Origin of the sequence: Bacillus sp. FJAT-25509 (genome assembly GCF_001420605.1) — a bacterium.
GTDB lineage: Bacteria > Bacillota > Bacilli > Bacillales > Bacillaceae_G > Gottfriedia.
The window spans coordinates 105,958-128,640 of record NZ_LJIZ01000012.1; the positions used below are offsets into that span (position 1 = coordinate 105,958).

Genomic DNA, 22,683 nt, shown 5'->3' on the forward strand with positions numbered 1-22,683 from the left:
TCCCCTTTATTTAACTATTTTTCTAAATAGATTTTTAATTAGTGACTGTCCTGATGCTCGCAACACTTGAAATTCAGTATCAAAAGTAACTTCATCTAGCCAATGAGAATCGAATAATTTGTCATCTACGAATAATTCGATATCATTCTGACCCGTCGGATTAAGTAAAACTAGATCCACTCCAAACTCATTTAATAAAAGAAGTAGTGCTGCGTCGTTTCTATTTAGTTCACCATCTCTTTCTGTATTATAAATAATTAATTTTGGAACTTGCTGTGTATAATCAAACTGTTGTAGTAATCTTAATATTTCATTTGGTATATTCATTGATTGGCTAAATAAAAATAGTTGTGTCTGATCCATTGTTTCATTTGGTAGCGACTTAATATTAGCTCGGTCAACATATCTGGATATAGCAGAAGCTAGACCAAACTGTAATCCGCTTGGAAGTTCCTTATATCTCCACCAGTTACTAGCCATCATCTTATCAGGATCAAGTAGCCCGTCACGCCCTAAAGCATTTTGATAATGATATTGTTGGTTTCCTTTAACTAATTGGGTAAATGGAAATTTATCTATTTTAAGTGTTAAATTGCTTTCAGTTAGTTGGCCAATCTTTTCCCAGTATTCACGGTGATTTTTTGTCACGCCTAAAATCTTCATAAAGAAAACTGGTATTTCAACACTATTGTCCTTTACTTGAAAATTAGGACGTAACATTGCTCTTTCTTTATGTAAAATGAATAGTTCATCAAAGGTTGTTTTTAACGTAATTGATCGAGGAGCATAATTTCTAAATTGCCATGGTTTATATAATAATGAATCCTCAGTATGTAATAATTTCTCAATTTCCTTTGTTGCTCTATGGGCAACTGTACTCTTTCTAACTGGCTTTTCTATTGGAAAAGGTACTAAAGATGTCGTTGATGGTAATATTTTAATTCCGTCGCTCTTGGTACCCAATAAATGAGATAATGAATCTTTGCCCTCAGGATGAAATATAGCAACATCAAAACCTAAAAGGATTAGTAAGTAAAGGAAATAACATTCACTTAACGTTGTGTCACCATACCATAAGATCAGTGGAGAACTATTAGGAAAACTCTCAATCCATTTATTTACATGGTTATGTAACCATTTCACGAGATCAACTATTATCCTTCTAAAATTAGGATCAAGGAATCCATTTTTATGTGAATCTTTAAAGATAGATAATACAGATTTAATTTGCTCTCGAATATGTCTATGTATGTTCTGATTTTCGTGTTTCGGAATTAATCGCTCACCTTCAAGGAATGCAATTAGTCTGTTCACTGACAATCCATTTTCAGCAGTGTTTATTGTTACTATTCTTTGAACTGCTTGCAACATATCATTCGAAATTGTCTTGTTTAAATCATCGCTTAATAGAATGACATTTAAAGACTCGTCATGTACTAGTTCATATAAGTTTTCAAAATACTCGTCTTCATCAATGTTTGTTCCTAAAATTCGCCATGCAATTTGATTAAACTGTATGGTTTCACCTTCTACTTGATAAGATTGTCTTAATTTCAAAGGTTGTTTCAAGATACTCAACCACTCATGTTGATTAATATCCATTGCTTTTGGGTTGATCACAGACATATAGATACTCCTTTCCGATGTCATTATTTCATTTTTGGTTGTCCGAATACTGCTAACATACCTTCACGAGTTACTACCCAAGAGGAACCAAATTTACGTATCGTACCTTCTGGAAAATCATTTATTCGTTTCCGTAATGTTGAGTCATTGATCCCCCATTCATGACACGCTTGACGCGAACTAAGTAAACTTGGATCATTTAAATTTATCGTATTACTTTGTTTATTCAAAATCCCACCCCGAACTTCCAAATAATGCAACATTACATTAGGAAAACATTTTAAACTTAATTACCATCTAGGACATCTTTAGAAACTTATTCCTCACTATCTTTCTAAAGATGTACTAAATGATAATAAAGGGGAAATATAAACACTTTCCCCCTTTAACTATTAACCTACTTTTTTGTTAGGTAAAATTAAGCGTCTAATCCGTAATCTCTAACTAATGAAATTAAACCGCCTTGGTATCCACTACCAATCGCATTAAATTTCCATTCGCCATTGTGGCGATATAATTCACCTACAACTACTGAAGTTTCAATTGAGAAATCTTCACCTAAATCATAACGGATTAACTCTTCCCCATTCGTTTCATTTAAAATTCGAACATAAGAGTTGCTTACTTGTCCGAAGTTTTGGTTACGTACATCAGCTTCATGAATCGTAATCGCAAATGCAATCTTTTCAACTGAAGCAGGAACGTTTGCTAGATTAACTGATACTTGCTCATCGTCACCATCACCAGCGCCAGTTCTATTATCTCCATTGTGTTCAACTGACCCATTTCCACCTACAGTATTGTTATAAAATACAAAGTCTTTTTCAGATGCACATTTACTTGCACCATTTAATAAAAATACTGATGAATCTAAGTCAAAGTCATTTCCACCAGAGTACTTATTAGTGTCCCAACCTAATCCAACAACAATGTTCGTTAAACCAGGATTTGTTTTTGTTAAATCAACCTTTTGTCCTTTTAATAAATTTACTGTCATTTTAAATACACTCCTTTTTTATTTGATTATTATTTATTGAAAACGTTGAACAATTTTATCGATTGCTATATCCTTTGTTCCCTCTCCTACTGCAGAGAACTTCCACTCTCCATTATGGCGATAAATCTCACCAGGGAACAACGCAGTTAAACCTGAATAATTATCAGTAATGTTGTAGTGTACTAACTCAGAGTTTGCTGACTTGTCTACTACACGAATAAATGCGTTTTTAATCATACCGAAATCTTGCTTACGTTGAACACAAGCATAGATATTCACAACAAATACAAGTTTATGTACATAAGATGGCACCTTATTTAAGTTAACAAATACTTGCTCATCATCACCGTTTCCATCACCAGTTAGATTATCTCCTGAGTGTACTACGCTACCACATAAGCTTTTTTTGTTTCCAAAATAGATTACATCACTTGCACTTCTTAACCTGTCATTTTCATCTAACATTAAAACAGAAGCGTCACAGTCAATATTTTCTTGTTTACCAAATCCGAAAAAACCGCCACTTTTTTTCACTGGATCCCAACCTAAACCTACAATTAAAGAGGAAAGTCCCGCTCTTCCTTTTGTAAGGTCGACTTTTTGACCTTTTTGTAAAGAAATTGCCATATGCTATTAACACTCCTTATCATGTATTAATCACGCTTGCGTGATTCATAGTTTAATATTATCATATAAGTTTTCGAAATTCTATTAACAACTTAGTTTTTTGTGGAATATGTTCCATTTTCTTGTGATAAAACCGTTTGGTGAGTTTGTCTTGAGTAGCCTTGTAGATTATTTATTTGTGCAAGTTCGGATGATAGTTGGGGGATAACAATTAAGGAGTCTATTTGTGCTAATAAACAGGGCCTGCAAATAAATTCTGAAAATCGCAATTAAAATTGGCAAAACTGCAATTAAAATTTGAGAATCGCAATTAAATTCCACAGAATAGCAATTAAAATTAAATATTACCCGTACCAGTTAAGGTATTTTAACCTAAACATTATAAATTAGTAGAAATCTTCGAATAGAAAACTAGTAAATTTGTGTTAATTCTTACTAAATCGAATAAAAACCTGCTAATTATCAAAAAAATGGCCAACTTTTTCAATTCCTATTGAAAATCGTAGCCGGGATACCCTCCACCTACTGAGACGTCCAAGAAATTAAAAGGAGGCCGCCCCTTATGTCAGTTAACCCGACTTATGAGACAGCCCCAATCCTTTATCTAATGAATGTTACCTTGAAAATGTAATATCCCTTTTAAGGGGTGGTTTATCGATTTGATCAACCCTTCTTTACTTTAATTGTAGTCGCATTACTTACATTTCCACTCTTATCCGTAGAAGTAATTTTTAAAGTCGTTCCAGTCTTTAAATAAGATTTAAGTTTAATCGTAAATTTACCACTACTATTAGCAGTTGCTTCCCCAATTTTAGTAGAACCATTCTTAACTACTATCTTAGAACCTGCTTCAGCTGTTCCTGTAATAACTTTTGTTTTATTTGTTACAGCTTTAACAGTTGGTGCTTTTGGAGGTGTTTTATCGATTACTTTTACTTGAACTGTTGCACTAGTATTTCCAGCTTTATCAATCGATACAACCGTTAATACTGTTCCTGCCTTTTGCTTTGTTTTTAATAGGATACTGAATTTCCCTTGTTTATCTACAGTACCTTGCCCAACAATTGTTTTTCCTACTGAAACCTTAATTGTGGACCCAACTTCACCTTTACCAGTTACTCTCGTATCTGAATCTTTTACTGTATTGACAACTGGTTTCGTTGGAGGTGTTTTATCGATTACGGTTACTTGAGCTGTCGTACTAGTATTTCCTGCTTTATCAATCGATACAACCGTTAATACTGTTCCTGCCTTTTGCTTTGAATTTAATTGAATGCTGAATTTTCCTTGTTTGTCCACAACACCTTGGCCAACAATTGTTTTTCCTACTGAAACCTTAATCGTTGATCCTGCTTCAGCTGTTCCAGTTACTCTCGTATCTGAATCTTTTACTGCATTGACAACTGGTTTCATTGGAGGAGTTTTATCAATTACTGTTACTTGAGCTGTTGCACTAGTATTTCCTGCCGAATCAGTAGAAACAATTGTTAATACTGTTCCAGCTGATTGTTTTGCAATTACAGCGTCAAAACTTCCATTACTATATGTCTTTACTGAACCAAGAGTTTTATTTCCTACAGAAACGATAATCGTCGAACCTGCTTCTGCTGTTCCAGTTACATGTGTATCAGAATCCTTTACAACATTAACAACTGGTTTGATAGGAGCTGTTTTATCTACTACAATTACGTCCGTCACTGAACTCTTATTACCTGCTTTGTCCGTTGAAACAACAGATAATTTTGTTCCTGCACTTTGTTTTGAAGATAATAAAACGCTGAAATTACCATCTTGATTTGTTACTGCTTGACCTAGTATGTCAATCCCTTTTGAAACTGTGATTGTTGATCCTGGCTCTGCTTTTCCTGTTACATAAGTACTATTATCTTGTACCGCATTTACAACAGGCGCATTCGGTGCAGTTTTATCTACTACAATTACTTCAGTTATTGAACTATTATTACCGGCCTTGTCTGTTGAAAAAACTGATAATATTGTTCCTGCACTTTGTTTTGAAGATAATAGAACAGTGAAGTCACCATCTTCATTTGTTACTGCTTGACCTAGAATGACAATCCCTTTTGAAACTGTGATTGTTGTTCCTGGCTCTGCTTTTCCTGTTACATAAGTACTATTATCGTGTACTTCATTTACAACAGGGGCAATCGGTGTAGTTTTATCTACTACAATTGCTTCAGTTATTGAACTATTGTTACCTGCTTTGTCTGTTGAAACAACAGATAATTTTGTTCCTGCGCTTTGTTTTGAAGATAATAAAACGCTGAAGTTACCATCTTGATTTGTTACTGCTTGACCTAGAATGACAATCCCTTTTGAAACTGTGATTGTTGATCCTGGCTCTGCTTTTCCTGTTACATACGTACTATTATCGTGTACCTCATTTACAACTGGTGCATCTGGCGCCGTTTTATCACTTACGATTACTTCTACTCCGTCGCTTTCATTGTTTGCTGAGTCAAGTGCTGTTACTACAATTTTCGTACCAGCTACTTGTTTTGTAATCTTCATTTCAAAGTTACCAGTATTGTCCGCTATTGCATTAGCAATTTCATTACCTTTTACTTTTGCAATTACTTTTGCTCCCGCTTCAGTTGTACCAGTAATTTTCTCATCTTGATCAGAAATAGCATTTACAACAGGTGCGTTTGGCGCAGTCTGATCACTTACAATTACTTCTACTCCGTCGCTTTCATTGTTTGCTGAGTCAAGTGCTGTTACTACAATTTTCGTACCAGCTACTTGTTTTGTAATCTTCATTNTTGCATTAGCAATTTCATTACCTTTTACTTTTGCAATTACTTTTGCTCCCGCTTCAGTTGTACCAGTAATTTTCTCATCTTGATCAGAAATAGCATTCACTACTGGAGCTTTTGGCGCAGTCTGATCACTTACAATTACTTCTACTCCGTCGCTTTCATTGTTTGCTGAGTCAAGTGCTGTTACTACAATTTTCGTACCAGCTACTTGTTTTGTAATCTTCATTTCAAAGTTACCAGTATTGTCCGCTATTGCATTAGCAATTTCATTACCTTTTACTTTTGCAATTACTTTTGTTCCCGCTTCAGTTGTACCGATAATTTTCTCATCTTGATCAGAAATAGCATTCACTACTGGAGCTTTTGGCGCAGCAGCATGAGTTCCAACTAATTCTTTCGTATCTCTTACTCGAATACGATTTCCTTCTGAGAATTTACCTGCTAGACCAGTTGCTTCTAACGTATCCCCAATATTTAGGTTTGGTACAGGTCCGCTTTGGTTTACAACGTATCCATCTGTGAATACTAATGTTGATCCTGAACCATCATCAATCACATAGGAATTATCGTCATACTTAGAAACGACTTTACCAGTTACTTTAACTAATTGACCTTGATTCTCTTCATTATTTGAATCCTTTGTATTGACAACTTTTGCTTCGACTGGAGTTCCTTTGCCTAACTTTACAACGCTTTCTGTAAAACTCCCAAACTCTAATTCGAAGTTATTTTCAAATATTTTTATATGACCATATATGCGTACCTTATCGCCGACTTGTAAACTTCCTGCTGGCACATCATTAAAGGCCATAATTCCACCAGTATCATCTTGAATGTAAGCAGCGTCAAAGAATGAAATTGCTGTTACAGTTCCTTCAACAACTGCGTTCGTTCCTTCTGTAAGCTTACGAGCATCACCAATTGACTTTACTTTCGTATCAAGATGAGCTAACCAGTTTACAACGTTTACTGCAAACGGGTCATTTCCTTTTGGATTATATGTTTGATCCATTTGTTTATCATTAAAGATATTCATACCTGAAACGAATACTCGACCATTACCAACTTGTTCAGAAGCAATAATCGGAATACTAGATCCACCAGTAACTTGATCTAATGCAGGACCATTTTTTCCATTAGAAGTCTGAACATTATATTTTACAGTATCTGATTTGATGGTAGATGTATCTTGGAATGTAGACTCATTACCTTGAGCTAGAACTGTAACAGTATCACTGTCCGTTAATGGTACTTTATTGCCCGAACCATCATTTTTAGCTAGACTTGATCCACTATAATACTCAATCGTTGGAACAAAATCTGTTAATGTCGTTTTTTGATTTGGTGTTGGGTGTAATCTAACAGCATAATTAGCTGTCAATGGTGTACCCCAGAAGTTACCTTCAGTTGTTTCATCAAAGACACCGTCATTGTTTACTAGAATACTTGATCCTACACCAGATAAAATGCTATTTATGTTTTGATTTGTAGCACCAAAGTTACTCTTTTCTGTCGTCAATAATGAACCGCCATTTTTCACGAAATTATTAATATCAGAAATTTCACTAGCAGAATATGCTGTAGCTGGATGTGTAATTACTAATACACTAACATTCTTTAATACTTGTTCTGTAAGTGGTGAAGAATTTTCTGCTACAGTATAGCCTTGTTGCTTCATTAACGTTGTAAATAATTTAAAGTTATCTTTATATGTGCCAGAGTCTTGTTTCGAGTTCTCATTATTGTGAGAGCCATCAATCATAACAACTTTGTTTAATGGTGCTTTAATTGTAAATGATTGCTCGTATTTGTTATTACCAAGATCATGTCCATCAGCTGCTGATAAAACAACAATGATTTTATGTGTCCCTGGAACTGGATCAGTCCATGTTACACTAGCACTTGCTGATGAATTTGATGGAAGCGAATCGATTGAAGCATCTGCAATAAAATGATTAGCATCTATACTATCATAATAGAAATGAGCAGTTACTTGTTTAACATCTAAAGATCCTTGGTTACTTATTCCCGCTGTTAAATTAGCTGCAAGTCCACCAATAATCGCCCCATCTTTTGTCGTAACATCACTAACTTTTACTGCTAAGTCTTTTTGTTGTGACCAAATTGGTGAAGAGTAAATTTGATCGCCATCCTTTTGTGTAACTTTAACAACGAACCATTGTTGTCCTCCAACTACAGTAAAGCTTGGCTTCCAATTAAATGAAGTTGAATCGTTTGTTGGAACATATTTGTCTACCACTGTTCCATGATTTGTAATTAATTCTACTTTAGCGATTGCATCGTTAGAAGCAGTTTTAATATAGCTATAATCAGGATCACTAGCCTGTTCTAAAACTGGATCTTTACCTGAAATATTAAAATCTAACGTATCAGTATCCACTGTTGATCCCATATAAAAGCCACTTGCAGATACATCTAACGAAAAGTTTGGATCCTCTGACATATAAACACGTCTGTTTTTCATTGCATCAAGTAGAGCATCTTGACTTAAATCTTTTGCTACGATTACAGTACGTTTTTTCGTTTGACCCCATGTTGCATCATGGTTATCTTCACCATAAGTTGGTGCAACATGCCAGCCGATATCAAGCGCACCATAGTAGCTATCTTCTGCATTCGCATAAGAGTATTTTCCTGATCCATTCCCTACTTCAAGCATTGTAAATAGCTTGTCTAAATTTTTGTTATAAGGGATGAAGTTATCAAATGCATTTGCAGACATTTTTGGATGGTTAAATTGAGCAACGATATTGTCATATGTTAATACCCATCCATAATACTTTTGTAAATTTTGATAAGCGCCACCATCTACAACACGATCAATGAAATTTTCAGTTCCGAATACATTTGAGTGACCCCATGTAGTTGATGTCATTTCAAACGCAGGGAATACAACGAATTTACCATCTTTTGTATACTGTTTTGCTAAATCCTTTGTTAACTGCCAATCAGTACCACCTGTTCTCTCTTTAAAACCTTTATGATCAACAGTATCTTTATTAACAAGATTTGCATCGATATCGTGAGAGTGATCCGAGAATGCAAAGAAATCATAATGATACTTTTCAGCAGCTTTTAATGCTTCTTCAGGAGTACCTGCTGCATCATGTGAAATATTCGTATGGTTATGTGTCGTTCCACGGTAATGATTTCCACCAGTAAATCTTTCTGTAACTGTGAATTTCCATGTAAAGGTAGAAGGATTATTTAATTTATCCTTTGCAGACACAGTTATTGTATGCTCACCTTCAGTTAATTCATTAGCAGTTGTAAGATTTAATTTAATTTCTGTATCAGTAATTGTTGCATTTGAAGTTTTATCTTGACCATCGATTGAAATAGTTGCTGACGAAAGATTGACTCCACTTGGATCATCCATTTTTACAACGATTTCAGGATGTCTTGAATCAGTTTTATCACCATTTGTAGGTAACTCATTAAAAAACTTAGGACCATCTTGATCATCTACTACATTCACTTCAAATGGTTTTGAAGAACTACCTACAGCTTGTTTGCCTTCTTCATTTTCCGCTTCAATATAATAGTAGAACTTTCCTTTTGGAACATCCTTTTCTAAAATTTTACCATTGTAATTAATATGGTCTGCAGAGTCCATAATTACTGAATGATATGAAGTCTCGTTTTCTCCTTTATAATAAAGCGTAACTGAATCTGCGTTCTTTGCAATCGCATTAAACGAAGCATCCATTCCTATATAAGCTTTTGTAATCGGAGTATGATTTAACACTAATTGACCTTTTACATCACTTGCGTTTCTAGGTATAAGTAGATATCCACTAGTAAAAGGTGCAGCTTTTTTATATTGATTGACGATACCTGTAAAAGTGTAAGTTTGACCTTGTTCAATAGTCCCTAAAGATCCTTGAATACGTACGATTGCTAAATTATCGCCTGATTCATCACTTACTGTAATATCATAATTTGGACCATCTGATGGAATATTTGTTACTTTTCCAGTGAAAGATACTAATTTGCCTTCAGTTTCTTCATTTAACCCACCGATTGTAATATTTGTAGTTGCCGGTAAATGATCATTTCCAACAAAATGAATAGCTGTTGGAATAAATTGAGTCATCCCCGCCGTAAATACTACTCGTCCTTCAATGCTATATTTGTTTCCTGCTTGAATCGTAGTAGAAGGATTCAAATGATTAATAACATTGATTGCGCCTGTTGAATCTTGAATAAAGAAATTTGTATTCACATCCCCATTAGGCAGATTATCTGTAGTCGCTACTCCCTCAATTGTCGTTGAGTAACCATTGTTGATTGGAAATCCTTTTTCATCATTTTTTCTTAAATCACCAATTGAAGTAACTGTTGTTGACTTACCAGCCACATCTACTCTCGCGTAATAGCTTTCCTTTGGAGTAGGTTGTGCAGAATCCGTTTCCGTTAAGAAGATAGATGTCTGATCACTAGAGTCTTCAAAACTTAATGTAAAAGAACCATCGGCCGCTGCTGTTACTTGTTGCTGACTTGTTAATTTACCACCATTCTCAATGTAAGCCTTTACAACAGATGAAGCAGGTACTGAATCAGCTTGTCCTGTTACAGTTGCTGTACCACCAGATTTTGTATAAGTTATTTTAGAACCATCTGGAGAAGACATAAATTTTGAGTTATGAACAGCCATCTCATCAGAATAGTTCGCACTTGATGGTTTATTCAGAACGAAATCTTTTGAAGGATCTTTTGTAAACCAACCGTTTCCAATTCCGTATGCTGAACGTGGGTCTGTCCCAATATTTGTTTTACGTTGAATCGTTCCTCCACCAATTGTAGAGTCTGAAATTGGGCTTCCCCAATATAAAGGATTTTTATAAACTGCTGTACCATTCGTAAATGCTAATAAATCAATTGCATCTTGATCATCAACACCTGTTACAGCTGTCGTTTTCTTTGCAAGTACTAAAGCGCCACCAGTTGAACCACTTGGATTTAACGTAGTTGTAATATCTGGAGTCACAGGAAGTGCTTGTCCTGTCGTACCTGTACTACCTGCTACTAAGAAGTAACTATGTGCTTTAATAACACCAGATAGTGGTTGCCCTGCTCCAAAGTTCATTGTTGATGCTGAAGTATAAGCAATTGACCAGCCAGTTAAATTAATATTTTTATCTGTATTATTATAAAGTTCAAAAAACTTAGTTTTGTAGAATGCTCCCCCATTACCACCATTTACATAGATTTGGCTAAATACTACGTCACCTGGTGAAATACCTTTTGGGGTTTCAGTTTGACCAGTATAGTTTACAGCAGTTCGATCACTAGGACTCTTTTCTGCTTCCTGAGCAACTAGGTTAACGACTGCTTTCGACCCAGGATTTGAAAATGTTACGTTAAATGAACCATCTGCTGTAGCTGTTGTAGTTGCTACTATTGTATTGTCATCAAAATAAACATTTACGATAGCATTACCAGCAACTGCACCTGCAGTACCTGATACATTTGTATACGAATTAAAAGTAATTTTTGTAGCTATTGGAGCGGCTGTTTTCTGAACGATCGAACCTGAGAAATTGACTGAAACTTTATCACTTTCAGCTTTTCCATTTTCTTGTGCAGTAACATAGACAACCGATTGTGAGTTTGTAATTGTAGCAGTAAATGAACCATCTGCTGCAGCTGTAGTAGTACCTGCTAGTTTATTATTATCACTATAAACTTTTACAACGGCATTACTTGTAACTGCCCCAGCATTTCCTGTCACTGTTGAGTTTGTTGAATAATTGATTTTTGCTGCGTCAGGTGTAGCGGTTTTTTCTAACGGTGTTGATCCTGTTGCGTCACCATTAATAACGATATCAGCAATACGACTTGTACCAGTTGTAGTACTGAAATTACTACCGTCATTTTTTGCAGCTAATGGTGAATTGACAATCCATCTTAAATAAACTAAATTCTTGTCACTTACCTCAGTTGGCAACGCTACATTATTTAATTGTCCCCCACTTGACCATGTACCACTTCCCGTTGAAACAGAAGCACCAGGTACATCAACCCATGAGTTTTCATCCAAACTATATTGAAGTTTGAAATCTTTTGGCCCCGTTGTAGAACTATATTGCTTAGATGAAAGAGTTATATTTTCGTAGTTTTTTGTTGATAATGAAACTTCCCAATATGAACTATTGTTTGACCAAGTGTTTGCGTTAATAACTGCATTCCCAGATGGACCGGCATTATAACCAGTAACTTTGGAACCAGTGGTCGTTATATTACTATTCATATTTTCAGGTATTCCAGCCGATGGTGTAGTTACTTGACCATTGCTAAAATCCCATTTCGCTAAAGTAGTTGTAGTGGCTGCTTTAGCCATTTGTGGACTAACTGTTGATAATAGCAACAGGATCGTCGTCAAAAGACCCAAATACCTTTTGTATCTATGCATTATTTTGTGCATGAAAATTTCCCCACTTTTTTATTATTTCTAAATAACCAAAACCTTCTCTCAAAAAACAAGACTATTTTACTATTGGGAAATAATTACAGTTTCGCTCCCCCCCTCACTAAAATGTAGTGATCGCCCATTAACTATATTATGATTTACCGAGCAATTTCTACAAATTTAGCCAATAATTACAAACTCTTTACAATTATATAACAATTCTGTAATGTTGACTATGTACCATAACAATATAATTCTTATTTTATTTCCCGGAGGAAACAAATGAAAAATAGTATTTTTTTCTTAAAAACTAATAGACTAGGTCGTTCTTTTCCCCTATTTTTTTGCTTACTTATTTTTTTTAGTACCTCTTTTCGAACAGCTGAAGCTCATTCATTAAGTGCTAGTTACACTACATTAAATCTCTTAAAATCAAAAACTACAATGAACTTTGCATTAGATGAAGTCTCTGTCATGGAATTAACAGGCGGGGATGTTAATAAGAATGGAATGTTAGATCCAGATGAATTTGAGGCAATAAAGAAGAAAATAGAATCTACGCTCCAGAGCAATCTTATTCTGAAAATAAATGGAGAAAAACAAAACTGGACAAAGGTAAATAAATTGGAGCTTAATCGAAAAGGTGATGCTACCCAGCTCATCCTTGAGGTTGATTACCCTGCAATCCAACCTTCACAATCTATTAGTCTTGCTGATCATTTGTATGAAAATGATACAAATACTAGTACGACCTATGTTGATTTGTTGAAAGTGAACTACGGAAAAGAAAGTAGTACTGCCGCTCTTTCAGATCAAAGCCGTGCTTGGTCTATGATTCTTAGTGACAGTGCTTATGAGGGATTAAGCAATGATCCAAATAAGATTCAACCTGCACAACAACAGCAACAGGCCGTAATAAAAAAAGAATCCAATTCGGATTCTACTACAAATACTTCATCTAAAGGATGGGTTACATTTTTAAAGCTTGGTATGAACCATATACTTACCGGTTATGATCATTTGCTATTTTTACTTTCACTACTGATTGCAAGACAAAGCTTTAAGCAGTTTGCTAAAGTAATTACTGCATTTACAGTCGCACATAGTTTAACTTTGACACTCACTGTTTTAGGGATCATTTCAATTCCTTCTTATATTGTCGAACCTGCAATAGCACTTAGTATTTGTTACGTAGCAATTGAAAATATATTCCGTAAAAACATTGGTCATCGTTGGGTATTAACTTTTATTTTTGGATTAATTCATGGAATGGGTTTTGCAGATTTATTAACAGCTATGAATCTTTCAAAAAGTGAATTAGCAGCTGTTTTAGTTAGCTTTAACCTTGGTATTGAAGTGGTTCAACTTTCGATTGTACTTTTATTATTACCACTACTAACTCAATTACATCGCTCAAAGTATTCGAGGAATGCAATTATTTCCACATCTACGATTGCTTTTATATTAGGTGGAATTTGGTTATTTGAACGCGTCATATCTTAAACAGAAAGAGTGAATCCTTTGCGAAGCATTGCTACTGAGAAACAATCGCCAGTCAATTCAAATCGACATTTTCTAATCATTATTTGCTTACTATTTGTATTCTTATTATATATTTCATCTACGACAGGACTAAGTTCAGTTTTTTCAACTACAAAACTACAAGTCTTTAAGATGATCTTTATTAGCATTATTATCGAAGCTCTGCCTTTTATTTTAATCGGTGTATTCGTTTCAGCGATCCTTCAGGTTTTCGTTACAGATCAAATGGTTCAACGATTTATACCGAAAAATCCTTTATTAGGTATTATCGCAGCAAGCGTGTTAGGCATCATCTTTCCAATATGTGAGTGTGGAATGGTACCTGCTATTCGTAAACTGATTAAGAAAGGAATGCCATTGTATGTTGCGGTCACTTTTATATTAGTAGGACCCATTTTAAATCCAATTGTATTTCTATCAACATTAACAGCTTTTCGTAATCAACCAACCGTTGCATATTATCGTATGGGACTGGCTTTTGTAGTAGCACTAATCGTGGGACTGATCGTTTTTCAATTTGTTAAGTCAAATCAGTTACGAGAACAGGTCGATCAAACGAAGCACGATCACCACCATCATGACAATAAACACAATACTGCGCCTAATAATAAATTCATTGCAATCGTAGGCCATGCAGTAAATGAATTTTTTGATATGGGGAAATACTTAGTTTTCGGTTCGATCATTGTTGCTCTACTTCAAATTATCATTTCTCAAAGCAGTTTAATTGAATTAGGAAAAAGTGGTCCATCGGCAAACTTTCTTATGATGGGATTAGGCTTTATTTTATCTCTTTGTTCAACATCAGACGCCTTTGTAGCTCAATCACTTCAAACAATTTTTACAAAGAGCTCTTTAGTTGGATTCATGGTTTTTGGGCCAATGATCAATATTAAAGGGATCCTGATGATGCTAGCTGTTTTCCGTTCTCGATTTGTTTTATTACTTAGCACGCTAGTTTTCATTTTTGTTTTTATTGGAACGCTTGTTTTACAGTCTATTAATTTATAAAAGGCAGTGATCTACTTTGAAAAATAAAATCAATTCCACATCGATTCATCATTTTATAAAAGCTGCTATTCTCTTAGGACTTGCTATCTATATTTTTCAATTAACACTTACAGACGAGATCCTGCAATTTATCGTACCGGAGCTTGTCATTTATGTAAAAATTGCAACTGTTATTCTTTTGAGTGTCGCAATCGTTCAAATCTATATAGCCGTTCTTTCATTAAAAAGACATGTCATTATTTGTGATTGTGGTCATGAACATAGTCACGACCAAGTTTTTAGTCATGAGCATCATCATCTTTTAAAAAAGTCAGTCGTAAAAGACGTTTTTATTTACAGCCTATTTTTATTCCCATTATTACTCGGATATATTTTGCCAAACCATGCGAGTTCTAGTTCGCTTGCTAATAACAAAGAAATGAATTTTAAAGGACTAGGACTAGCAGTGCAGGCTTCTTCGACTGGTCAGGCTGTTGAAGTGAAAGGTCATGAGGACCCTGCTTTAAAAAAAATGTTCAAAACAAATGTGTATGATCAAGACTACGCTAAACTTGGGATGCTACTGTACAAACAGAGTACAATCGAGATGAAGGACAAGTGGTTTATTGAAAAACTACAATCAATGAATACATTTGTCGACAATTTCCAAAATAAACAAATCAAAATTAAAGGTTTTATCTATAGAGACCCTAAGTTAGCAGGTAATCAATTTATTATTGCAAGAATGGGTATGACTCATTGTATCGCCGATATTTCACCGTTTGGAATTATTGCAGAATCAACCAATTCACAGCAATTTACGAATGATTCTTGGGTAACAATCACTGGAACAATCGGAAAGACAAGCTTTAATGGTCAAACAGTCATTAAAATAAACGTTCAACAATCAGAGCCAGCTAAATCTCCAAGTGTTCAATACGTGTATCCAGATTGGAACTTTGGATCAAAGCTGTAGCTTTAAAATTAATTTAGAGGTGTTTATATGGTATTAAAGTATGGAAGTCTTTTCTTAGTACTCCTTCTTACGTATTATAGCTTTAATCATTTTTATCGAAATAAAGAGAGATTTCCTAGTACTTTAAAATCAATTATCTCTTTATTGGTCGGTGTATCTTCAGCTACAATTAGTTTCTTAATCATGTTAACTACAAATTATAATGTATTATTATCAATCATTCTCAATCTATTACTAGTCATAATATTTTTGGTTTTATCGAAGAAACTATTTAATACTGGCAGTACTGAAATGTTACCGTCCTTGCTCGGTGCATTTATAGGGACTGTCATCGGATATATGACATTCAGTTCAAGCATAAGCGTCGCTATTGTGGATATTCTGTTTATCGTTTTCATTTATCTATTATTATTTTTCGTTGATCGAAAGCTAGTTTCAAATTCAAATCCCAAAAATAAGAAGAAGAGAGATCATGCCAAATCATCAAACAGTACAGTAGTGTTAACTTCAATCCTACTTATACTTGTCATCATATTTACTGTTAATTTGAATAAAGTAAAAGTTGGTATGATTGGGCAACCACAAAAGCAAGCTGCAAAACAAGATGATCAAAATGACCTTCAATACGCAACAATTCACGTAACGCCATCAGGTTTTAGTCCGAAAAATACAATCTTTAAACCTGCGACAATGACTAAAATTATTGTTGATGTTGATCAAGATGCCGGGGGCAATGCAAAATTATCCTCTACTGACTTAGGTATTAACATTCCATTAAAAACCGGTAAAAATATTCTCTTATTAAATAATCCATTAAAAGGAGAATATAACATCTCATTGGAGCCTTCTAACTCTGTTGGTAAGTTGGTTGTTAAATAAATATTTCAGACTGTTGACAAACGCTCGCTTTCTGCGGTGCTCATTACCGTCTAAGGTAACTCCGCTCCTCACCAGGCTTCGCGCCTCGAAAGACAAGCGCTTGCAATCAGTCTGAAAATCAATTTTTTGAACTATGTTTACACACTGAAATCCACAAGTAATTGGTTTTACTTGTGGATTCTTTTTTGTATAAAGAGTATAGTACCGTTGAATAATCTTATTATCTAATACCTAATCCTAATAAAATTTTAAAGTTTATCACATTTCTATCACAATTTTACTTTAGAATTTAGAAGTTGTTTTATTTTCTAATTCACTCTAATAGATATGAGGTGACATAAAAAAATGAAAATCCGAGTTATAGGGTTTTCTTTCTTACTATTATTGATTGCTGCTACTTTATTTCCATCCTTAGCATCAGCACATGCTTATATCATCAAATCTACGCCTTCAGAGAATCAAGTTTTTGTGAATTCTCCTCAACGTATTCAAATAAAGTTTGATGAATCAGTGCAGTCTGCATTTCATTCTTTACAAGTTTTAGATGAATCAGGTAATCGAGTTGATTTGCAAAATGGAAAAATAAATAAGCAAAATCATTCAATTTTAGAGGGGAACTTAAAACCTAATTTACCAGATGGAAATTATCATATTGCATGGAAAGTGATTTCCAGTGACGGACATTCAGTAAACGGTGTAATTCCATTCAGAGTTGGAAAGGTTGATGGTTCATCAGCGATTTCCAATAAAGCAAACCAATCCTTACCCAACACAGACGTAATGGGAACCTACTGGATTGAATATATGAGTTTACTTTTATTTGTTGGACTTTTATTTTTTTGTTTATTCGTTTACAAAAGCGATCAGAAAAATAGAATGATTGCCTTTAAAAATTCTAAAGCTTTATTGTTAATCTTCTATTTTGGAATTTTATTTAGTGTTCTGTTCAGCCTTTTTGTTGAAACAAAAAACTATGCAAATGGTTCATGGCAAAGTATTTTCCACAAAGATTTGTTATTGGAAACAATAAAGAGTACGAAATTCGGAAATGTATGGGTAATCCAACTTCTTCTACTTATTGTTTTAGCTAATTCGTTATATATGGCCTGGAAAAGTGAGCAAAAATCTTCATTTTATTGGTGGTTAAGTGCTTTATTGGTTAGCTTTTTCTTACTAATCTCAAAAGCTTTTATCGGTCACGCATCAATGCAAAATGATTTTTTACCAATTTTGCTTGATTCCATTCATTTACTCGCAGTTTCGATTTGGCTAGGAGGATTAATAGGAATCAGTTATTTACTTCCTAAAATTCAAAAGAAACATGAGAAAAATGAGAATTATTGGAAAACCACTCAACGATATTCTATTTGGGCGACTTTATCTGTAACTTTACTTATAGGAACAGGAATTTATGCAAGCTTAAAGTATGTACCTAACTTTTATGCTTTATTACATACAACCTATGGCAAAGTTTTATGTGGAAAAGTTATCTTATTTGTGATCATGCTAATTTTAGGGTTTATTCATTTTATCAAAGGAAAAAGTAGCAAAAATAAACTAGGAAAGTCAGTTTGGCTTGAAATAAGTATAGGAATCATCGTTCTTATCCTAACATCCTTATTAACAAACCTACCTACAGCATTGGAATCCCCTGGTCCTTTTAATGACACAAAGCAAAATAAAGGATATTCAATTTCATTGCATGCTACTCCGAACATAGTCGGTAAAAACACATTTAAAATAAATATACGTGACAAAAACAATAAACCTGTGTCTTCTATCCAACAAGTCACGCTTACCTTTAAAAACACTGACATGAATATGGGAACTAACACAACTCAAGTTAAAGAAACTTCGTCAGGTGTTTATGAAGCGCAAGGATATTTTACAGATATGGCAGGTCATTGGAATGTAAAAGTCCATATTCTAACTAACTCTCTTGATTCGGTAGATGCGGATTTTAAATATATAGTAGGAAGTAAATAGTTAATTACATTCAAAGGAGACTAACAAAAAATGAAAAAATTCTTTTCAAAAACGACTAAAATTATCGCTTCAGCATTCGCGATGACAATGTTCTTTACTGGAATTGCAAGTGCGCATGTTGTAGTAAATCCTAAAATTTCAACCCCTGGCGCTTGGGAAACATACACAATGAAAGTACCATCTGAAAAAGAAATAGCTACAACAAAAGTTACACTTAAAATCCCTTCAAAATTTGAATTTGTTTCATATCAACCTATCCCAGGATGGAAGTTTAGCGAAACAAAAGATGCAAACGGTACTGTTACATCCGTAACTTGGAGTGCACAAAACGAAGGTATTTTAGCAGGACAATTTCAACAATTCGTATTTATGGCCAAAAACCCAGACGCTGAAGTAAATGGAGCTTGGGATGCATACCAATATTATAAAGATGGCAGTATTGTTGAGTGGACTGGTGACGAAAAATCAGAAGCACCACACTCGATTACAAATATTGTAAAAGACACAACTGCAAAAGGTGAAACTGTTAAAGCTACGGAAGTTAAGAAAGATACTGAAAAATCAAATTCAAGTAATACCTCTTTGGTTATGTCGATTGTGGCAGCTGTTCTTTCGGTGATTGCTTTATTGATTGCGATTCTTAAGAAGAAATAAGATTATGTGAGGGAGTCCCCGAGACCCCTCATTTTTTTATGGGAATGATGTAGCGAAGTTGAGGCTCAGCTGCAATTAAATTTGTTAGAATAGCAAACAAATGAAGATATGCTGCAAATAAAATCTGATAATCGCAAATAAATTTGGCAGAACTGCAATTAAACCCAGATGAATCACAAATAAACTTTATTATTACCCATACTAGTAGAGGTATTATGGCCTTGAATACATTACAATAGAAGTTCATTTCAAATGGAAAACTAGCAAATATGCTCTATAGAATAAAAACTTGATAAAAATTGGCTAATTATCTTTAAAAAAGAACAATTTTATCAACCTAAAATAAATCCTCCCCCTTTAGCTACATTTCAATTTTATTTATTTAAACTGAGTAATGAAGAAGCCCAATTATTCCAAACATGACAAATAAATAAAACCTGTTCCCGATAAAATACAAGGAACAGGTTCAATATAATATCAATCAACTAAAATATCTTCCGCTGTTGTCGATCATCCTTCAAAATTTCTACAGCTTCTCTAAATCTCTGTGAATGAATAATTTCACGTTCTCTTAAAAATCTTAAACTATCATTTAAATCCGGGTCATCAGAAAGATCAATGATCCATTGATATGTTGCCCTAGCCTTTTCTTCAGCTGCAATATCTTCATATAAATCCGCAATAGGATCTCCTTTAGCTTGAATATAAGCGGTAGTGAACGGTACACCATCTGAATTATGGTAGAACAATGCACTATCATGAGATGCATAATGTGTATCTAAGCCTGCAGATTTCATTTGGTCTGGAGTTGCATCTTTTGTTAACTTATAAATCATCGTAGCAATCATTTCTAAATGAGCAAATTCCTCTGTACCGATATCCGTTAAAAGTCCAATAACTTTATCTGGAATAGAATATCGTTGATTTAAGTATCTTAAAGCAGCCGCTAGCTCACCATCCGCTCCTCCATATTGTTCGACTAAAAATTTGGCAAGCATCGGGTTACAAGTACTTACTTTAACTGGATATTGTAATTTTTTTTGATAAACCCACATGAATACTCCCTCCTTCTAAACTTGCCATGGCCATGGGCCTTTATGCCAGTTCCAGTTTTGATCTGAATAACTGCCACCAAATTGATATAATGGTCCATATTTTGATTCGAAATTAGCTTCGATTTGCTTTTTATATTGAACATATTGATTAAATTGGTTGATTGCATTTTGATCATTGGGATGAGTATCTAAATATAAAGTTAGTTCTACAAGTACGAAGTCAACAGCTTGCAGTTCCTCTAAATCCTGATAATACTCTGGAGGAAGTTGCTCAGTCATTCTTAATCCCTCCTAGCTTTATATGGATTTTCGTAATAGTCATAAAACACTTTCCATAAAGTACCCTTTTTTAATGCCTCTTTGTAAGAAAATTGCTCTAGTCCTGGTGGCTGAAACCCTAAATATAAGTGTGGAGGTGTAGAGTAATATTTTGTACCAATTGGTGGACACGGGTCATTTGGGCCATGAAAAACATTCCATGATTTCACAGGGGTAAATTGAAGTCCTTGATTATTTTCGTTCAAACTGATCACTCCCTCAAATAAAAAAGACATCCACTATTTCCACTATATTCGAGTAAAATATAAAAAATGAATTTTATCGTTCTTGCAAAGCTCGGGTATTTACTTCAAATGCAGAACGTATTCCAGATTCGACTGCACCTTCAATCCATGCAGGTGCTGATGATGTATGTTCTCCGGCAAAGTGTACTCTACCCTCAGGTGTAGCGATATATGGCGTCAGCTCTCTATTTTGTTCAGGCTTAAACATTGAAAACGCTCCTCCAGAGTATGGATAAAGAGCCCAGCTATGTGTGTAACCTGTAATAAATTCTGTATATACTTGTTTACCATGTATAGTCGCCAAATCTTTTAATGCATTCATAATGCGATCATTTTCTGACATACTATCCCAAATCAATGCATCGTCTTCCCAAGTGTAACTAGCTAAAATGATTCCTGACCCGTTATTCCCATTATGATTGCTTGGGTAGTAAGCAAATCGAATAGGTAAATCTGTAATTAATTTCCCACCTAATGTCCCATCCTTTTCCCAAAATCTACTTTTAAATTGGAGTCCAATTTTTGTAGAAGGAACATAGTGTAATTCTCGAATTGCTTTCCATTTATTATAAGAAAATGAGTTTCTTGGAATCACTTCAATGAAATTTAATAATGAAAAGGGGATAGTAATAATGGCATAGTCAGCAGTAGTTTGATAAGGCAGATGGCTTGTATAATGATCTGAGTGAATTGTTACTTGATTATTTTCTTGCACTATTTTTTTCATTTTTTGACCAAAGTATATATTCTCCTTTAATTGTGTTAAAAACTTTCTAGGTAGTAGATCATTCCCCCCGGTAATCTCGTATAGCTTAATTTCCTTTGAAAGTAATACAATGAACTCTCTTAAAATAGCAGTAAAGGCAAGCTCAGGAAATCCTTCCATCCCTTGAAGTACCTTCACTTTTTCTGCAGCACCAGGTGACAATGGTGTTCCGATTGGATTATATCTTAAAAATGAATCCATCGAATGATTATCATAATTTTCAATAATAGTTTTCCAGTTCTCATCAGGATTTTGATTAATAAAGTCAATTAAAGTTTTTAACGATCTTTCAATTAACTGATCAACATTTACTCCTTTTTCATCGGCCGATACACGATAGCCTAAAATATCTGGATTTTGTTCGTATAACTTTTGCGTTGTTTTTACGCCATTTACATAGATAATATCCTCTGATTTCCCATTTATAAAGTCATTCACTTTTAATTTAAATTTATTAATATATTCAAGTACAAGCTTGTGATTAGAAGCAATACGCATTGCACCCAATTCCAAATATTGATCATTAATAAAAGGTGCTCTTTTCGTATAAATCCGACCACCTACTCGACCATTTGCTTCTAAAATCGTCACTTCATGTCCTGCTTCCTTTAATAAAGAAGCTGCTACTAAACCAGAAATTCCCGCTCCTACTATAACAATCTTTTTCGGATTAGTTGTCCGCTCTAGTCCATTTTGTATTAAAGTAACCATTTCATCCTTCGATAAACGCCTACCAGATGTACTATTCATGTTCCCTCTCCTAAAAAATTATTTTAGTTCATAAGATTTTTATTCAGTGAAATATTTCATTA

At 34.3% G+C, this 22,683-nt stretch carries 15 protein-coding genes and 1 pseudogene; 6 read left to right on the forward strand and 10 right to left on the reverse strand.

The genetic code is table 11. The features are described 5' to 3' along the window. Window positions 1–6 precede the first annotated feature (6 nt). From AN960_RS07170 to AN960_RS25305, 6 genes and pseudogenes are all read right to left on the reverse strand, one after another. The gene (locus tag AN960_RS07170) at window positions 7–1,626 is read right to left on the reverse strand and encodes a YceG family protein (protein ID WP_056468888.1); all 1,620 of its coding nucleotides are present in this window, start codon (window positions 1,624–1,626) and stop codon (window positions 7–9) included. 23 nt (window positions 1,627–1,649) lie between these two features. Beyond that, on the reverse strand, window positions 1,650–1,856 hold the full coding sequence (locus AN960_RS07175; protein WP_286131629.1) for a helix-turn-helix domain-containing protein: 207 nt from the start codon (window positions 1,854–1,856) through the stop codon (window positions 1,650–1,652). Between the two features lie 188 nt (window positions 1,857–2,044). Next, the gene (locus AN960_RS07180) at window positions 2,045–2,623 is read right to left on the reverse strand and encodes a TerD family protein (RefSeq protein WP_056468894.1); all 579 of its coding nucleotides are present in this window, start codon (window positions 2,621–2,623) and stop codon (window positions 2,045–2,047) included. 33 nt (window positions 2,624–2,656) lie between these two features. After that, window positions 2,657–3,250 (reverse strand): TerD family protein, encoded by a 594-nt coding sequence (locus AN960_RS07185; protein ID WP_056468898.1) that lies wholly within the window; start codon window positions 3,248–3,250, stop codon window positions 2,657–2,659. Window positions 3,251–3,913: 663 nt separating this feature from the next. Further along, window positions 3,914–6,029, reverse strand: a 2,116-nt coding sequence (locus tag AN960_RS25300; RefSeq protein ID WP_353611576.1) for an Ig-like domain-containing protein, incomplete at its 5' end; no start/stop codon positions are given. 1 nt (window position 6,030) lies between these two features. Beyond that, window positions 6,031–12,475 (reverse strand): annotated as a pseudogene (locus AN960_RS25305) (Ig-like domain-containing protein); the annotation flags it as partial. Window positions 12,476–12,742: 267 nt separating this feature from the next. On the opposite strand from AN960_RS25305, the gene AN960_RS07195 reads away from it, so the two are divergent. The 6 genes from AN960_RS07195 (at window position 12,743) to AN960_RS07220 (ending at window position 19,487) form a co-directional block, all read left to right on the forward strand. Then, window positions 12,743–13,963, forward strand: a complete 1,221-nt coding sequence (locus AN960_RS07195) for a HupE/UreJ family protein (RefSeq protein WP_082459411.1) — start codon at window positions 12,743–12,745, stop codon at window positions 13,961–13,963. A gap of 18 nt (window positions 13,964–13,981) precedes the next feature. Next, on the forward strand, window positions 13,982–15,013 hold the full coding sequence (locus AN960_RS07200) for a permease (protein WP_286131630.1): 1,032 nt from the start codon (window positions 13,982–13,984) through the stop codon (window positions 15,011–15,013). Window positions 15,014–15,029: 16 nt separating this feature from the next. After that, complete coding sequence (locus AN960_RS07205) at window positions 15,030–15,968, forward strand: TIGR03943 family putative permease subunit (RefSeq protein ID WP_056468904.1); 939 nt, start codon at window positions 15,030–15,032, stop codon at window positions 15,966–15,968. A 27-nt stretch (window positions 15,969–15,995) separates the two neighbouring features. Next, on the forward strand, window positions 15,996–16,847 hold the full coding sequence (locus AN960_RS07210) for a hypothetical protein (RefSeq protein WP_056468907.1): 852 nt from the start codon (window positions 15,996–15,998) through the stop codon (window positions 16,845–16,847). A 345-nt stretch (window positions 16,848–17,192) separates the two neighbouring features. After that, the gene (locus tag AN960_RS07215) at window positions 17,193–18,833 is read left to right on the forward strand and encodes a copper resistance CopC/CopD family protein (protein WP_056468910.1); all 1,641 of its coding nucleotides are present in this window, start codon (window positions 17,193–17,195) and stop codon (window positions 18,831–18,833) included. Between the two features lie 30 nt (window positions 18,834–18,863). Then, window positions 18,864–19,487 carry a YcnI family copper-binding membrane protein gene (locus AN960_RS07220; RefSeq protein ID WP_056468913.1) on the forward strand — a complete coding sequence of 208 codons (624 nt, stop codon included), beginning with the start codon at window positions 18,864–18,866 and terminating at the stop codon, window positions 19,485–19,487. A 485-nt stretch (window positions 19,488–19,972) separates the two neighbouring features. On the opposite strand, the gene AN960_RS07225 is transcribed toward AN960_RS07220, so the two are convergent. The 4 genes from AN960_RS07225 to AN960_RS07240 all read right to left on the reverse strand — a co-directional run bounded on the left by AN960_RS07225 (window position 19,973) and on the right by AN960_RS07240 (window position 22,621). Continuing rightward, window positions 19,973–20,542, reverse strand: coding sequence for a manganese catalase family protein (locus AN960_RS07225; protein ID WP_056468916.1), 570 nt, complete (start codon window positions 20,540–20,542; stop codon window positions 19,973–19,975). A 15-nt stretch (window positions 20,543–20,557) separates the two neighbouring features. Beyond that, on the reverse strand, window positions 20,558–20,821 hold the full coding sequence (locus tag AN960_RS07230) for a spore coat protein CotJB (protein ID WP_056468917.1): 264 nt from the start codon (window positions 20,819–20,821) through the stop codon (window positions 20,558–20,560). Between the two features lie 2 nt (window positions 20,822–20,823). Then, window positions 20,824–21,066 carry a spore coat associated protein CotJA gene (locus AN960_RS07235; RefSeq protein WP_248267203.1) on the reverse strand — a complete coding sequence of 81 codons (243 nt, stop codon included), beginning with the start codon at window positions 21,064–21,066 and terminating at the stop codon, window positions 20,824–20,826. Between the two features lie 73 nt (window positions 21,067–21,139). Continuing rightward, window positions 21,140–22,621, reverse strand: a complete 1,482-nt coding sequence (locus AN960_RS07240; protein WP_056468922.1) for a flavin monoamine oxidase family protein — start codon at window positions 22,619–22,621, stop codon at window positions 21,140–21,142. Between the last annotated feature and the right edge of the window lie 62 nt (window positions 22,622–22,683).

Coding starts and splice junctions, on each gene's coding strand:
- AN960_RS07180 (WP_056468894.1), bottom strand. CDS start 2,623: ATGACAGTAAATTTATTAAAAGGACAAAAGGTTGATTTAACAAAAACA.
- AN960_RS07185 (WP_056468898.1), bottom strand. CDS start 3,250: ATGGCAATTTCTTTACAAAAAGGTCAAAAAGTCGACCTTACAAAAGGA.
- AN960_RS07210 (WP_056468907.1), top strand. CDS start 15,996: ATGGTATTAAAGTATGGAAGTCTTTTCTTAGTACTCCTTCTTACGTAT.
- AN960_RS07240 (WP_056468922.1), bottom strand. CDS start 22,621: ATGAATAGTACATCTGGTAGGCGTTTATCGAAGGATGAAATGGTTACT.
- AN960_RS07170 (WP_056468888.1), bottom strand. CDS start 1,626: ATGTCTGTGATCAACCCAAAAGCAATGGATATTAATCAACATGAGTGG.
- AN960_RS07230 (WP_056468917.1), bottom strand. CDS start 20,821: ATGACTGAGCAACTTCCTCCAGAGTATTATCAGGATTTAGAGGAACTG.
- AN960_RS07195 (WP_082459411.1), top strand. CDS start 12,743: ATGAAAAATAGTATTTTTTTCTTAAAAACTAATAGACTAGGTCGTTCT.
- AN960_RS07225 (WP_056468916.1), bottom strand. CDS start 20,542: ATGTGGGTTTATCAAAAAAAATTACAATATCCAGTTAAAGTAAGTACT.
- AN960_RS07220 (WP_056468913.1), top strand. CDS start 18,864: ATGAAAAAATTCTTTTCAAAAACGACTAAAATTATCGCTTCAGCATTC.
- AN960_RS07215 (WP_056468910.1), top strand. CDS start 17,193: ATGAAAATCCGAGTTATAGGGTTTTCTTTCTTACTATTATTGATTGCT.